The sequence below is a fragment of the Gammaproteobacteria bacterium genome, assembly GCA_029880545.1.
Taxonomy (GTDB): domain Bacteria; phylum Pseudomonadota; class Gammaproteobacteria; order Acidiferrobacterales; family SZUA-150; genus JAOUOD01.
This window is the reverse complement of sequence record JAOUOD010000002.1, coordinates 325,098-339,932: the sequence shown is the minus strand read 5'-3', so window position 1 is coordinate 339,932 and position 14,835 is coordinate 325,098. Positions and strand designations below refer to the sequence as shown.

Below are 14,835 nucleotides of genomic sequence, written 5' to 3'. Positions count from 1 at the left end.
ATCAGAAAGTCCGAATCATTGTGCAAGTTCCGGGGTCGGGTCGCAAGTCAGCCCTTTTTTGACAAGCGGTTCCACGCGTCCAGTGCAGCCACCTTGTAGGCTTCAGCGAGTGTCGGGTAGTTGAATACGGTATTGACAAAATAATCCAGCTTGCCACCCATCATCATCACCGCTTGCCCTATATGAACCAGTTCGGTAGCACCCTCGCCAACGACATGTACACCGAGGATGCGCTGGTCATCCACGGCCACCAGCAGTTTGAGGATGCCTTCGTGCAGACCCAGTATCTGGCCGCGAGCGGTTTCTCTCAGACGGGCGACGCCGGCTTCGAACGCAATATTCTGTTCTCGCAACTGTTGCTCGGTCATGCCGATCATGCTGATTTCGGGAACCGCATAGATGCCATAGGGAATGTGTTGCAGGCTGTTCTCGCCGCCATGGCCCAGGGCATGCAGTGCGGCCTGTCTGCCCTGTTCCATGGATGTGGAGGCGAGGCTTGGAAAACCAATGAGATCGCCGGCGGCATATATGTGTTCGACTACCGTTCGATAGTGCTTGTCTACCTTGAGATTGTGTCGGTCATCGGCTTGCAGGCCGGCATTTTCCAGTCGAAGCGCAGATGTACAGCCAATCCGCCCGGCGGCAAAGATCAGCGCTTCCGTGGTGATTTGCCTGCCGCTGACCAGTTCTGTCGTCACGCTGTCGCCGTTGTGTTTGACGGCAGTGATTTTTTCGCCCATTTCCAGCCGCATATTGTTTTCGCGCTGGTAATGTATGAACTCTTCCATAATTTCCCGGTCGATAAACGGCAGCATGGTTTCATGTTCATTTACCAGCGTGACGTCTACTCCAAGGGCATTGAACATGGCCGCGTATTCGACACCAATGACACCGGCACCGATAATGGTCAGGCTCCGGGGAATCGTCCTGGCCTTGAGAACGCTGTCAGCATCGAGTATGCGCATATCATCAAAAGGGATGTCATCGGGCCGCCTTGGCCGTGTGCCGGTGGCAATGAGAATCTTGTCGGCGGTAACCCTGTGAATTTCACCGTCGTCAGCTTCGGTCAGGATGCAGTGCGGGTCGTCGAATGAAGCCGTGCCATAAATGAGCTCGACGTTATTGCGTGCGAACTGGTCGTAAAGAATTTCCATTTCATGATTGATTGTAATGTCGAGTCGCTGATGCAGGTCGTCAGCCGTTATTTCATCCTTGATGCGGTAACTGCGGCCATAAAAACTGCGTTGGCGCCAGCCTGTAAGATAGAGGATTGCTTCGCGAAGCGTTTTGCTGGGAATGGTGCCGGTATGCAAGGCAACACCACCGATGCGGTGACGTCTTTCGATCAGGGCGACGCGTGCCCCGAGCTTTGCGGCCTGGATGGCGGCGCGTTGTCCTGCGGGTCCACTGCCGATGGCAACAAAGTCATAGTGCTCCATCTATCCACCTCGCGGTTGTCTGGCAGTCCTTACTATAGTCGCGTTTTGACCGGAATTTGAAAATAATTGTCCCGTAATTCCGTCACCATTTGTTGGGTCAAATTGTTGGCTTGCTCTTGAAAGCGGTTATGGCAAGTCGCATATAGAGGGCGCGTTAATTTCACTAAAAACGGGAGAATTATACCTATGAAGCGCGTGTTTCTGTTCCTGGCTACCAACCTGGCCATTGTCATTGTGTTGAGCATCACCCTCCGGATTCTGGGTGTTGAGCGCATACTCGACGAACAGGGTATTGGTCTGAATTTAAACGCTTTGCTGGTATTTGCCGCAGTGTTCGGTTTCGGTGGCAGCCTGCTGTCCCTGGCCATATCCAAATGGACGGCCAAGCGAATGACCGGTGCCCGCATCATAAGTCAACCGTCTAATGCCACCGAACAGTGGCTGGTTGCAACGGTTCAGCGGCAGGCGCAAATGGCCGGCATCGGTATGCCAGAGGTGGCTATTTACGATGCCCCTGACGTCAACGCCTTTGCCACTGGCGCCAGCCGTAACAAAGCGCTGGTAGCGGTCAGTACCGGATTGTTACAGCAGATGACCCGGGAAGAGGCCGAGGCCGTTCTGGGTCATGAGGTCAGTCACGTGGCTAATGGCGACATGATCACCCTGGCGCTGATCCAGGGCGTGGTCAACACTTTCGTGATTTTCCTGTCCCGCGTGATTGGTCATGTTGTTGATCGCGCTGTTTTCAAGGTGGAGCGTGGTCACGGCCCGGCATTTTGGGTGACCGCCATTGTTGCCGAGCTGATTCTAGGCGTACTGGCCAGCATGATAGTTATGTGGTTCTCAAGGCAGCGGGAATTCCGCGCTGATCGCGGTGGCGCTGACCTGGCCGGCAACAGCAAGATGGTGGCCGCGTTAAGGCGCCTGCAGTCTGCCTATAACCAGCCTCATTTGCCTGACCAGATGGCAGCTTTTGGCATCAGCGGCCTGAAAGCCCAGGGAATCAAACGTTTGTTCATGTCACACCCGCCACTGGAGGAGCGTATCGCGGCACTGGAGTCGTTCTCCCGTCGATAATCTTCACGAGCCTGTAGAGGTTTTCGGACCCCGCCTGGTTTTGTCGCCGGGCGGGAGTGCTTTGCCCGACATTTTTTGCCCCAATCACCCAAACGGGTGATGCTCGGCTCTTGCCGGCCTCCTAGACTTCCATTGCGCGATTCTGACGTGATGACCGCGCGACATGGTATCGGTAAAAAACTAATTGGAGTGGGATTATGCAAATCAACCATACAGAATCGATTTACAAGAAGGCCCTGGCCTTTGTTTTGATTTCATTGATGACGGCATGTATGCCGGACTTTGGTGATGACGATGATCCGGCACCAGTGGCGCCACCGCCGCCACCACCGCCGGCTACGTCGGATTTAATTGTCAACAATCAAAACAGCACCCATTACGTGTACCAGTTGTTCGTGAGACCCAGCACCCAGACCAGCTGGGGTTCAGACCAGCTTTCCACTTACATTGCGCCTGGCGGCACGTTTACGTTGACCAATATTCCTTGTGACCAGGAAGTTGATTTGTATGCCCTGAACAGTACTGGCAGTGTCTGGTGGGGTCCGGTTTATAACCGCTACGTGACTTGTGGTAATGACTTTACCTGGAATCTTCTGTAACCGGTAATTGTGAATTGAGCAGGGAAATCGATCCGTTTTCGGGATTTCCTTCGACATTATTGAAGAGGTAAACAAGATGAAATTACGTTTAATTATGCTGGCGGTAATGACCGCGTTTATGGCTTCCGCTTATGCCAATAATGGCGCCAATGAAGTATCTACGGCTCCGCAGTATGACAGCTCTGCTGGTGGAGTTGGCGCCGACATTGCTGCAGCCGATGCTGTGGTAACAGAAGCCAAAGAATCCGGTGAGTACATCCCACTCGACCGTAGCGAGCAAAACTAGGACTTGCTCAACAGTCGCTGTGCATTAGTGCAGCAACGAACCCGTCCTGTGCAAGCAGGGCGGGTTTTTTATTTTCCGGAGGAACTTCTGGTTCCGAAGGCGGTCTGCTAGATTAACCTCAGGCCGGAGCAGCTCATGATGATCAAAAAATTCCCGGATTTACGCGACTGCGATGTCACGGATGAAACCGTTTACCTTCAGCGTCGACAGTTTATGGCCAGGGCCGCTGCCGCATCGTTAATACCCGTTGCTGCCTCGGTGCCGACCTTGTTGATGGCTGATGGAAGGCCATGGCCAAAACCGGCAAAGAGTGCGTTTTCGACCACCGAGACGCTCACGCCCGAGAAGCTGGTAACCACTTACACCAATTTTTACGAGTTTGGTACTGGCAAGGGTGATGCTGTTGAGCACTCACAGCATTTCAAAACCAGGCCGTGGACGATCAAGGTGGATGGCGAGGTCAAGCGTACAGCCATCTACGACATCGACGACCTGATCCCGTGGAACAAACTGGAAGATCGTATTTATCGTTTACGCTGTGTCGAGGCCTGGTCCATGGTTGTGCCCTGGGTGGGGGTGCCGTTGTCAGCCATTATCAGCAAATTGCAGCCAACATCCCGAGCCAGGTACGTGCGTTTTGAAACCTTGCATGACCCGAAGCAGATGCCCGGTCAGCGAGAATTTTTCGGTGGCGGCCTGGATTGGCCCTACGTAGAGGGTTTGCGCATGGATGAGGCCATGCACCCGCTGACTATCCTGGCGGTGGGACTGTATGGAAAGGAATTGCCAAAACAGAACGGCGCGCCCGTGAGGCTGGTGGTTCCGTGGAAATACGGCTTCAAGAGCATCAAGTCCATAGTCCGTATCTCCTTTACCGAAACCCCGCCGCGTACGACCTGGGCCGTGACCACGCCCAGCGAGTACGGATTTTATGCCAACGTTAACCCCAATGTGGATCACCGCCGTTGGAGTCAGAAGCGCGAACGACGGCTGGGTGAAGGTGGCTTGTTTTCTCCCAAGCGCGAAACGCTGATGTTCAACGGCTACGCCGAACAGGTGGCAGACCTGTACCGGGGTATGGACTTGAACAAGCATTTCTAGGCTGGCCCGGCATGTTGTTTCGCAGCAGTACCTGGTTTTTCTTTACGCGTAAGAACCTGTTGTTTGGGCTGGCCTTGTTGCCAGCTGTTTTTTTGCTTGTTGATATTGCTAACGATGCTCTCGGCGCCAACCCGGTCGAAACATTAACACGCGCTACCGGGGACTGGGCGCTCCGGTTCCTTCTCATTACCCTCGCCATGACGCCGTTGCGTCATTTGACCGGCAGCCACCAGTGGCTGCAATTGCGGCGCATGTTTGGCCTGTACACATTTTTTTATGCCTGCCTGCATTTTTCAATCTACGTCGCCGACCAGCTGTTCAGCGTTGAAACCGTCTGGCAGGATGTTGTTGAGCGGCCGTATATCACCGTTGGGTTCACCGCATTCCTGATGTTGTGGCCGCTGGCGCTGACATCGACCAGGGCGATGATGCGCAGACTGGGCAAACGCTGGTCACAGCTGCATCAATTGGTCTACGTCATTGCCGTTCTCGGGTTGTTGCACTATTTCTGGCTGATCAAGTCAGGGTATCTCCAGGCTGTTATCTACCTGCTGTTGCTGGCCATTCTGCTGGGTTTCCGGATTCGGCGTCGTTTTTCATAATCCCTCCAAGCGGCTACAATGGTCGCAATAATCACCGGAGGAGCGTCATGCCAAAGTTGAAATTGCATTGGCAGATATTCATTGCCCTGTTGCTGGCACTGATCATCGGCAGCCTGGTCAGTACCGATACCAGCATTGTTGGTATTAATGTAATCGGTATATTCAGCTTTATTGGCCAGCTATTCCTGAATGCGCTGAAAATGCTGATCGTCCCGCTGATTGCGGCATCCATTATTACCGGCATGGCTGGTGCCAGCCGTTCCAGCGGGTTTGCACGGCTAGGTGGCAAAACGCTGCTGTATTATGCCGTGACCAGCCTGTTGGCCATTCTGACAGGCCTGGTGCTGGTGGACATGATTTCCCCCGGAATCGTCAATGGTCAGCCCGCCAGGGATCTGATTGGTCTGAGTGCTGACACCAGTGCCGCGCTTTCTCGAACCGAGGGCCGGGGCATGTCGGATATTGCCGACATATTCCTGCGCATGGTCCCCACTAATGTTGTTTCGGCCGCGGCCAACGGCCAGTTGCTGGGCTTGATCTTCTTTTGCCTGTTGTTTGGGTTTTTTGTTACCCGCATCCAGGATCATTACACCCGGATTATGACCGACTTCTGGCAGGGCGTATTCGAAGTGATGATGCGTATTACCGACTGGGTGATGAAGTTTGCCCCGATTGGTGTGTTTGCATTGGTGGCCAAGGTTGTTGCTACTACCGGTTTCGCTGCTTTTGGCCCGCTAGTCAGTTTTATGATGACGGTATTGCTGGCGCTGGCGGTACACATATTCATTACCTTGCCATTGATCCTGTATTTTGTTGCCGGCGTCAGCCCGTTGAAACACTTTCGCGCCATGATGCCCGCCTTGCTTACCGCGTTCTCTACCGCATCGTCCTCGGCGACGCTGCCAATGACCATGGACTGCGTGGAAAAGAACGCCGGGGTATCCAACCGTACAACCAGTTTTGTGCTGCCGCTGGGTGCGACTGTTAACATGGATGGAACCGCGCTTTATGAGTGCGTGGCAGCCATGTTTATTGCCCAGGCCTATGGCCTTGAAATGGGATTTGCCGCCCAGTTTACTGTGGTGTTGGTGGCGTTGCTGACATCCATTGGCGTGGCCGGTATACCGGCGGCGAGCCTGGTCGCTATTGTCGTGATTCTGGCCGCGGTGGGATTACCGGCTGAAGGCATCGGCCTTATCCTGGCAGTCGACCGGGTTCTTGATATGTGCCGAACCAGTGTCAATGTGTTTTCTGATTCCTGCGGGGCCGTGGTAATAGGTCGCAGTGAAGGCGAGAAGGAGATTCTCAAGGGCTGAGCTGGTCATTTGGTTGCGCCCGATCAAGGTCGAATCCCGGATGCCTGCCGGGCTATAATGCAGTCTTCCCGTCCGTAAATCGGGCGGGAAGACTTTCCTGCTACCCCATATTTTTTCCGGAGCAAAAAATCGTGGAGCAATATCGCGGCACAACCATACTCTCGGTCAGGCGTGACAATAAAGTCGTTATTGGCGGTGATGGCCAGGTTACCCTGGGTGATACGGTCATGAAAGGTAATGCCCGCAAAGTGCGTCGACTCTACAAGGACAGGGTGCTGGCGGGATTTGCCGGTGGTACAGCCGACGCTTTTACCTTGTTTGAGCGCTTTGAAGCGAAGCTGGAAAAACATTCCGGTCACCTCGTACGGGCTGCGGTAGAGCTGGCCAAGGACTGGCGTACGGATAAAATGCTGCGTCGGCTGGAAGCCTTGTTGATTGTCGCTGATCACTCGGCATCGCTGACTATCTCCGGGAATGGCGATGTAATTGAACCGGAGGGTGGTGTTATCGCTATTGGATCAGGTGGTTCCTACGCCAAGGCCGCAGCAGCAGCGCTCCTGGAAAATACGGAACTGGATGCCCGCACTATTGTTGAGAAGGGCTTGAAGATTGCTGCCGAGATCTGCATCTATACCAATCAGAATCTCACCATTGAAGAACTGGAGCTGTAAGCATCATGTCAGAAATGACACCCCGTGAAATTGTCCAGGAGCTGGACAAGCATATTGTTGGTCAATCCGAAGCCAAGCGCGCCGTCGCTATTGCCTTGCGCAATCGCTGGCGCCGGGCGCAGGTGGCTGATGACGATATGCGCAACGAAATCACGCCCAAGAACATATTAATGATAGGCCCTACCGGTGTGGGCAAGACAGAAATTGCCCGTCGACTGGCACGGCTGGCCAAGGCGCCGTTTATCAAGGTTGAAGCCACCAAGTTTACCGAGGTCGGTTACGTGGGCCGGGAAGTGGATTCCATTATCCGTGACCTGGCGGACATGGCCGTGAAAATGCTGCGCGTTGAGGAAATGGAGCGTGTCAAAACCCGTGCCGAAGATGCAGCCGAAGATCGTGTCCTGGATATCCTGTTGCCACCGGCACGCGATATCGGTTTTGGCACCGGCAATAGCGCGAGCCAGCCACAGGATGGTACGGCCCGGCAGCGTTTTCGCAAAAAGCTGCGGGAAGGTGAGCTGGATGACAAGGAGATAGAAGTTGAGTTAAGCACCAGCAATGTGGGTGTCGAGATCATTGCGCCGCCGGGCATGGAAGAAATGACCAGCCAGTTGCAGGGCATGTTCCAGAACATGGGGCACCACCAGACGCGAAAGCGCAAGCTGAAAATCCGCGAAGCCATGAAGCTGCTGACCGAAGAAGAAGCGGCGCGCCTGGTTAACGAGGATGACATCAAGGCCAATGCTATTGAGCGCGTGGAGCAGCATGGCATTGTTTTTCTTGACGAGATTGACAAGATTGTCGGTCGCAGTGATGCGCATGGCGCTGATGTTTCGCGCGAAGGCGTGCAGCGTGACCTGTTGCCGCTGGTGGAGGGCAGCACGGTAACCACCAAGTACGGCATGATCAAGACAGACCATATCCTGTTTATCGGTTCAGGCGCGTTTCATCTGGCCAAGCCGTCCGACCTGATTCCGGAACTGCAGGGACGACTGCCTATACGCGTGGAGTTGAGCTCCCTTACGGTTGAGGATTTTGTCCGTATACTGACCGAGCCCGATGCGTCGCTGACGGAGCAGTACTCGGTGCTGATGAAGACCGAGGGCGTTAATCTCGCGTTCAGCGAAGACGGTGTTCGTCGTATCGCCGAGTTTGCCTGGGAGGTAAACGAGAAAACCGAAAACATCGGCGCACGCCGGCTGCATACGGTAATGGAGCGCCTGCTCGAAACCCTGTCATATGAAGCCGCTGACCGAGACGGTGATTCAGTCATGGTTGACGCGGCGTATGTTAACGATCACCTCGCCGAACTGGTCGGTGACGAAGATTTGCAACGCTACATCCTGTAGCGTCAACGGAAACCTTATGCGTCCACTCGAGCTAGCCAGGCGGTACATGACCATCCTGTTCGGTGATGGCGACCTGGAACAACTGATGACGCTTTTTGCTGACGAGTTTCATTTCAGCGGTCCATTTTACGAGTTTGGCTCAGCGCGGGCGTATGTAGACGCGTTGAAGGCCGGGCCGCTTCGTGATTACAGCTATGAGACTATCGGTGAATTTGAAAACAATGACTCCGCTTGTATCCTGTTTCGTTTTTCCAGGCCCGGAGTCTCAGTCGTCATGAGTGGGTATTTTGGCATTAGTCATGACAAGATCGACAAGGTGCTGCTGATTTTTGACACTGCGCCCTTTGCTCAACCGGTTTCATGATTTTTACTTTTGCATTTCGGTCGGGACTTGAAGTTTTAACTGCGTCGGTCTAGGCTGCTCGCATGTGGCTCGTTTATATAAATTCACTGGTGGCGCTGATCGTAATTATCGACCCGGTTGGTGCCGCGTTGATATTTCATTCGCTGGTGCCGGAAAAGGAAAAGCGCCATCGTCGCATCATGGCCATCAAAACGGTGTTGATTTCCTGTGGGCTGATCATGCTTTTTGGCTTCTATGGTGAGGCCATGCTGTCCAGCCTGGGAATCAGTATGGGTGCATTCAGGATTTCCGGGGGCATCCTGCTCTTTTATACTGCGTTCGAGCTGGTTTCCAAGCAGGCTCAATACGCACAATCCACCGAAATCATGGATATATCGGTTTTCCCCATGTCTATTCCGTTGGTGGCCGGGCCGGGAAGCCTGACGCTGTCGATCCTGCTGTTTTCCGGCGCCAATGGTGAACAGGAACACTTGCCGGTTATTGCTGCCATTGTTACCGTGTTTGCAATAACCTACGTCTGTTTCCTGCTTTCGCGTTATATCAAGAACGTTGTCGGCCGTACCGGCGACGATATATTGCGTCGTTTTCTTGGTATTGTGCTGGCAGCCCTGTCTATCCAGTTTATTGTCGACGGTTTCAAGCAGGTTTCTGCCTGATTGTTTGTGCGAGATCGTGATTTAGACCGGGCAAACTAGCCGGGCCCGGCCCGGTTATCCTTGATGGTGGAGAGCTATGCATCTTGACTCGTTTATCGTATCGGCCCTGATCGTGTTGCTGGCAACATCAATTGCCGTAACGCTGTTCAGGAAGCTGGGTCTGGGATCGGTTCTGGGGTTGCTGGTTGCCGGCATCGCTGTCGGTCCGCATTCGCCCGGATTCCAGGCAACAACTCATGTTGAAGATGTGCGCCACTTTACCGAACTGGGTGTGGTGCTGTTGCTGTTTGTTATTGGCCTGGAGATGCGTCCAAGCAGGCTTTGGGCAATGCGCCGCGAAGTGCTTGGTCTGGGCTCACTGCAAATTATTGTCTCGGGCCTGATCATTGGCTGGTATTTTTCCATGTACCTTTCCGGCTGGCAGGTGGCGCTGCTTGTTGGTTTTACCTTTGCCCTGTCATCGACGGCATTTGTATTGCAGATGCTGCAGGAGCGCGGCGAAATTGCGTCAAGTTGTGGCCGGACGGCCTTTTCAATCCTGCTTATGCAGGATATGGCCATTGTGCCATTGTTGGCCATCGTGCCCATTCTGTCGCAGTCCGATATGGCTGCTGTCGATGTGTCAATCTGGAGGCAGGCGGGACTGATCGTGGGCATGCTGGCTCTGCTCGTTGGCCTTGGCCGCTATGTGATTCCCGGGGCGTTGAATTTCCTGGCCAGGGCAAGTAACAAGGAAGGTTTTCTGCTGACAGTAATGCTGTCGGTATTGCTCGCAGCATGGTTATCGCATCTGGCCGGTGCGTCAATGGCACTGGGCGCATTTGTTATGGGCATGTTGCTGTCAGACAGCCGGTACCGGTTACAGATACAGGCCTCCATCGAACCGTTCAAGGGGTTGTTGCTGGCCCTGTTTTTTGTTGCCGTTGGCATGTCTATAGACGTTCAGTCACTGGCGCGGTCGCCATCCACATTTATTCAGCATACTGTCGCCATACTGGCAATCAAGATCGCGGTCCTGTTTGCGCTGGCATTGTTGTTTGGATACGCAAGAACCATCGCTATACGAATCGCCATGTTGTTGCCCCAGGGCGGAGAGTTTGGTTTTGTTATATTTGCATCGGCCCGTGCGCTGAACATTATTGATGATTCTGTTTTTGTTTATGCCATCGGCGTGATTTCCATCACCATGTTGTTTACACCACTGCTGGACAACCTGGGCAAACACATCGCCGACAAGATGGGTGAAGGAGAGTCAACCGGGCATCAGCCGGGTTTGCCGGAAGATTTGACTGCCCCCAGGGTGCTTATCGGCGGTTATGGGCGTGTTGGTCATTCGGTGGCCATGCTGCTGAAAACCAGTGGTGTACCTTTTGTTGCAGTGGATTCCGATGCTGCGCGCGTAACCCAGGGGGCGCAGGACGGTCTGCCTGTCTTCTATGGCGATATCGGCGATCCGCATGTACTGAGCAGCGCGCGGATCGATCGGGTTGAGCTGGTTGTGCTGACTATTGATGATCCGGATATTGCTGTTCACGCGGTATCTCATATTCGTGCTGTCTACACGTCGGTCCCCATTATCGCGCGTGCACGAGATCTCCAGGCTTGTGGCCAGTTGATGGAGGCCGGCGCCACTCACGCCTATCCTGAAGCAATGGAGGCCAGCCTCAGGCTTGGAGGCCTGGCCATGGAGCTGCTCAATATTCCGCAGGACAACGTCGATCTTCTTATGCGCGGTGTGCGTTCTGATAATTACCAGCTGGTGAGCTCGGACGAAGATCAATCCAGGCCTAAATAGCAATACCGTCCGGGGCTTCAAACTGATTACAGAAGTTCAAACCAGTCGCTGCAGATTTCCCGGCCATTCAGCGTTACTGCAATGCCGTGTCGGCCGGGATAGTACCTGCGCGTCGTGATAAATTTGAATGAATGAAGTTTTTTCAGATTCACGGTCTCACCTTTGGACAGATGAACATTGCGCAGTTTGAATACTTTCGGTCTTGACGAGCCATTAGCTTTGACAAAATCAATTCGATAATCGATTACAGCGTCTAGCGGTCTTGTTCCCGGTGCCTTCAGTGCCACCGAAAATTCAAGGGTTTCCCCCATGTATATTTTTTTCCGTTCCAGTACGAGTTGACATTTGTTGGCGCGGGTTTCCACGGAATAACCCAGCAATGCAAATGCGTGTGGATGTCCAGCCTTGATCAGGCTGCGTGCAGCGTGGCGTACAATCCATTGCCTTTCCTTGCCCGCGTTACGCAACCACTTCTTGCCCATCCGGATCATGATATCCGGATGATCCTTTGAAATATCATTCAGGTTATTGGCGACCGATCGTCGCACATAATCGCTGGGGTCATCCTTAAGCTGTTCCAGTAACGGCAGTACGGGTCGGGGATTGCGGACAAAGTCGGCCAGTTGCGTACCCCAGGGCAGCCTCGGTCGTGTACCTTCTGATACCAGTCGACGCACATGATGATCGTCGTGCTGGCACCAGTGTTCCAGCGTTGTCAGGGTCAGATCGCGGTGATGGGCAATAAAAGGTCGAATCGCAAATTCGGCGGTGAACAGTGAAGTCAGTTGCTGCAGTGCATCCAGCGCCAGTGACGGCCGATCGAGCCCATGCGTTCCAATGTAGTCAAGTATTGGCCACGCAGCAAAGCTGCGCCAGACATCGTCCTGGCGGCCATCATTCCAGTGGTCTTTAAGCGATACAAGTATCGGCACGGCCTTGCGAAAGTCTTGTGGCAGATGCCTGTGCATTACGGCAACCAGGTGCCTGACCCGCTGTTTCAGTTCGAGCGATTTCAGGCCGTTGATCGCATCGTGCTCGAATTGCCTGGTCGGGAATGCTGGCCAGGTGTTGGCCAGGCTTTTTGCCAGTTGTTTCACGGCCCGGTTGTCGAGACCGTCTTTCATCAGATGTCGAGATGCCATAAACCGTTCCCGGGTTTCCCTGTAAGCGTGTTCGCGATCGCAACACTATGCACGGAAACAGCTGACAACTGAAGCCCGGGACTTGAAAGCGCCGGAACCAGCCCCATTGTTTTACCTGCAAAGCCACGCTGTTTACAGGCCCGGTTGCCGGGCGGGCTCGGGGGTTGAATCCGCAGTGTTCGACCCCATTTGAAAAACAACATGGATTGATCCGGTTATTGATTTGTCCAACTTTCAGGTCGGGCATTGGCCCGCAGGAGATACGAACATGAGTACCATTACACCTCGCGCTATTCGTCGTCGCAGCGCACCCCAGACCAGTGTGTGGGGTAATGACTTTAATAATGTATTTGAGAGTTTCTTCCGCCCGGATCGCTGGCTGGAAGAAGCAACCAGTGAAGACCTGGTTCCGGCCATGGATATCCGTGAGCGTGAACACGATTTCCTGGTTCAGGCTGATATGCCGGGTATCCGGAAAGAAGATATCGATATCAATCTTGAAAGCGGTGTTTTAACCATTACTGCCGAGACCCGGCAGCAGACCGAAGAAGAGAAAGCCGGACGCCTGTTGCGGCAGGAGCGTCGTTACGGTCGCTACGTGCGCAGTCTTCGCCTGGGCCGTGATATTGATGGCAGCAAGGTCAAGGCCGTTTATGAAGACGGGGTTCTGGAGATTGTGCTGCCAAAGGCTGAAGCGGCCAAGCCGAAAAAGATATCCGTTGATGTCAAATAATTGCCTGGCGCAGTCCGGTTGATGAAAGGGTCGCAGTAGCGGCCCTTTTGTTTTGGCCGGACGTTGCCCGCTACCGGGACATTATCATACACTTGGGACTGTCAGCTTTTACCCGGTCATAACAGGTTGGACACATGAGTCTTTCAGAAAAATCAGCATCCGAACGCGCCAGTGTGTTGCTGGAAGCGCTGCCGTATATTCAACGGTTCCAGGGCAAGACTATTGTCATCAAGTACGGTGGCAATGCCATGGTCGACGACAAGCTCAAGGAAGGTTTCGCCAGGGATGTTGTCTTGATGAAACTGGTAGGCATGAACCCGGTGGTGGTTCATGGCGGTGGCCCGCAGATCGGCCAGCTGCTTCAGCGTATTGGCAAGGAAAGCCGGTTTGTTGAAGGCATGCGCGTAACTGACCGTGAAACCATGGATGTGGTAGAGATGGTGCTGGGTGGCCTGGTCAACAAGGAAATCGTCAGCATGATCAATCGTCATGGTGGCCGTGCAGTTGGCCTGACAGGCAAGGATGGTGGCCTGATTCATGCGCGCAAGCTTGAGCTCAAGAAACCATCAGCGGATACCAAGTTGCCATCCGAGATTATTGATATTGGCCATGTTGGTGAAGTCGAATCCATAGATCCGTCGATAGTCAGCCTTCTGGATACCCAGAACTTTATTCCTGTCATTGCCCCCGTAGGTGTCGGCAAGGACGGGCAGACTTATAATATCAATGCCGATATTGTGGCCGGCAAGCTGGCCAGTGTACTGAAGGCGGAAAAGCTTGTCCTGCTTACCAACACCGCCGGCGTTCTTGGCGCCGATGGAAAGTTGCTGACCGGGTTGAGTGCGCCGGAAGTGGATGCACTTATCGTTGAAGGTGTTATCCATGGCGGAATGTTGCCCAAGATTAACTGCGCCCTTGATGCGGTCAAGTCCGGCGTCCGCTCCGCTCATATTATTGATGGTCGTGTAACCGATGCGGTATTGCTCGAAGTCTTTACTGATGACGGTGTGGGTACATTGATTCATGGTTAGGCGAGAGCTCGGCCGAACACGGGAGCCAGGAAAACAATAATGCCCAGACCGCAAAAAGGCGAAAGACGCGAACAGATACTGCAGACACTGGTACGCATGCTCGAAGAACAGCAGGGCAGATCCATTACCACTGCCACGCTGGCAAAAGAGGTTGGCGTATCCGAAGCAGCGCTGTACCGGCACTTCTCCGGCAAGGAGGAGATGTTTGAGTCATTGATAGTGTTTGTTGAGGAAGCGATTTTTACCCGGGTCAGCATGATCCTGGAAGAACAGAAGACTGCTGATGCGCGCATTCAGCAGATTATGCTGCTGGTACTGGGATTCGCTGACAAGAACCCGGGTATTAGCCGATTGTTGCAGGGTGATGCCCTGGTTGGCGAGACACCGCGTCTTCGTGACCGCATGGCACAGGTACATGACCGCATTGAAACCCAGTTGCGACAAATACTGCGCGAGGCCGGGATCGATGGTGTTACCCGGCGATCAGTTACGGCATCGGCAAGGTTATTGTCTGCAGTTCTCGAGGGCCATATAGCCCGCTTTGTTCGTTCCGGTTTTCGGCAGTCTCCACTGGAAGGCTGGAACGATCAGTGGGAGATGCTCCAGGAAACTATTTTCTCTGCCGGCTGATTTCAGTCGGCAGGGCAGTCGGGAGCCTGGATCGATTACCCGTT

16 protein-coding genes are annotated in these 14,835 nt (G+C 53.8%); 14 read left to right on the top strand and 2 right to left on the bottom strand.

All coding sequences use genetic code 11. From position 1 onward, the window contains the following. Positions 1-47: 47 nt before the first annotated feature. Complete coding sequence (sthA, locus tag OEZ10_03725) at positions 48-1,439, bottom strand: Si-specific NAD(P)(+) transhydrogenase (GenBank protein MDH5632082.1); 1,392 nt, start codon at positions 1,437-1,439, stop codon at positions 48-50. Positions 1,440-1,625: 186 nt separating this feature from the next. Between sthA and htpX the strand changes: the two genes are divergently transcribed. The 11 genes from htpX to OEZ10_03670 all read left to right on the top strand — a co-directional run bounded on the left by htpX (position 1,626) and on the right by OEZ10_03670 (position 11,255). Then, the gene (htpX, locus tag OEZ10_03720; protein ID MDH5632081.1) at positions 1,626-2,516 is read left to right on the top strand and encodes a protease HtpX; all 891 of its coding nucleotides are present in this window, start codon (positions 1,626-1,628) and stop codon (positions 2,514-2,516) included. A gap of 197 nt (positions 2,517-2,713) precedes the next feature. Further along, the gene (locus tag OEZ10_03715; GenBank protein ID MDH5632080.1) at positions 2,714-3,115 is read left to right on the top strand and encodes a hypothetical protein; all 402 of its coding nucleotides are present in this window, start codon (positions 2,714-2,716) and stop codon (positions 3,113-3,115) included. 76 nt (positions 3,116-3,191) lie between these two features. Next, entirely contained in the window at positions 3,192-3,401 is a 210-nt protein-coding gene (locus OEZ10_03710; GenBank protein MDH5632079.1) for a hypothetical protein, read from the top strand. Positions 3,402-3,536: 135 nt separating this feature from the next. Next, on the top strand, positions 3,537-4,502 hold the full coding sequence (msrP, locus tag OEZ10_03705; GenBank protein ID MDH5632078.1) for a protein-methionine-sulfoxide reductase catalytic subunit MsrP: 966 nt from the start codon (positions 3,537-3,539) through the stop codon (positions 4,500-4,502). Positions 4,503-4,513: 11 nt separating this feature from the next. Beyond that, on the top strand, positions 4,514-5,104 hold the full coding sequence (locus tag OEZ10_03700; protein ID MDH5632077.1) for a sulfoxide reductase heme-binding subunit YedZ: 591 nt from the start codon (positions 4,514-4,516) through the stop codon (positions 5,102-5,104). A gap of 47 nt (positions 5,105-5,151) precedes the next feature. Then, positions 5,152-6,420, top strand: coding sequence for a dicarboxylate/amino acid:cation symporter (locus OEZ10_03695; GenBank protein ID MDH5632076.1), 1,269 nt, complete (start codon positions 5,152-5,154; stop codon positions 6,418-6,420). 131 nt (positions 6,421-6,551) lie between these two features. Next, positions 6,552-7,091, top strand: coding sequence for an ATP-dependent protease subunit HslV (hslV, locus tag OEZ10_03690; GenBank protein ID MDH5632075.1), 540 nt, complete (start codon positions 6,552-6,554; stop codon positions 7,089-7,091). Between the two features lie 5 nt (positions 7,092-7,096). Then, positions 7,097-8,440, top strand: a complete 1,344-nt coding sequence (hslU, locus tag OEZ10_03685; GenBank protein ID MDH5632074.1) for an ATP-dependent protease ATPase subunit HslU — start codon at positions 7,097-7,099, stop codon at positions 8,438-8,440. Positions 8,441-8,456: 16 nt separating this feature from the next. Beyond that, positions 8,457-8,804 carry a nuclear transport factor 2 family protein gene (locus OEZ10_03680; GenBank protein MDH5632073.1) on the top strand — a complete coding sequence of 116 codons (348 nt, stop codon included), beginning with the start codon at positions 8,457-8,459 and terminating at the stop codon, positions 8,802-8,804. A 62-nt stretch (positions 8,805-8,866) separates the two neighbouring features. After that, on the top strand, positions 8,867-9,460 hold the full coding sequence (locus tag OEZ10_03675) for a MarC family protein (protein ID MDH5632072.1): 594 nt from the start codon (positions 8,867-8,869) through the stop codon (positions 9,458-9,460). A gap of 76 nt (positions 9,461-9,536) precedes the next feature. Beyond that, positions 9,537-11,255, top strand: a complete 1,719-nt coding sequence (locus tag OEZ10_03670) for a cation:proton antiporter (protein MDH5632071.1) — start codon at positions 9,537-9,539, stop codon at positions 11,253-11,255. Positions 11,256-11,281: 26 nt separating this feature from the next. Here the strand turns inward: OEZ10_03670 and OEZ10_03665 are convergent, their stop codons facing one another. After that, a complete protein-coding gene (locus tag OEZ10_03665; protein ID MDH5632070.1) occupies positions 11,282-12,397 on the bottom strand; it encodes a DNA alkylation repair protein in 1,116 nt (371 codons plus the stop codon). 268 nt (positions 12,398-12,665) lie between these two features. Here OEZ10_03665 and OEZ10_03660 point away from each other — a divergent pair, with 268 nt between their 5' ends. The 3 genes from OEZ10_03660 to slmA all read left to right on the top strand — a co-directional run bounded on the left by OEZ10_03660 (position 12,666) and on the right by slmA (position 14,791). Then, positions 12,666-13,130: an Hsp20/alpha crystallin family protein gene (locus OEZ10_03660; protein MDH5632069.1), complete on the top strand. Its 465-nt coding sequence runs from the start codon at positions 12,666-12,668 to the stop codon at positions 13,128-13,130. 134 nt (positions 13,131-13,264) lie between these two features. Further along, complete coding sequence (argB, locus tag OEZ10_03655) at positions 13,265-14,161, top strand: acetylglutamate kinase (GenBank protein MDH5632068.1); 897 nt, start codon at positions 13,265-13,267, stop codon at positions 14,159-14,161. A 39-nt stretch (positions 14,162-14,200) separates the two neighbouring features. Beyond that, positions 14,201-14,791, top strand: coding sequence for a nucleoid occlusion factor SlmA (gene slmA, locus OEZ10_03650; GenBank protein ID MDH5632067.1), 591 nt, complete (start codon positions 14,201-14,203; stop codon positions 14,789-14,791). Positions 14,792-14,835: the final 44 nt, after the last annotated feature.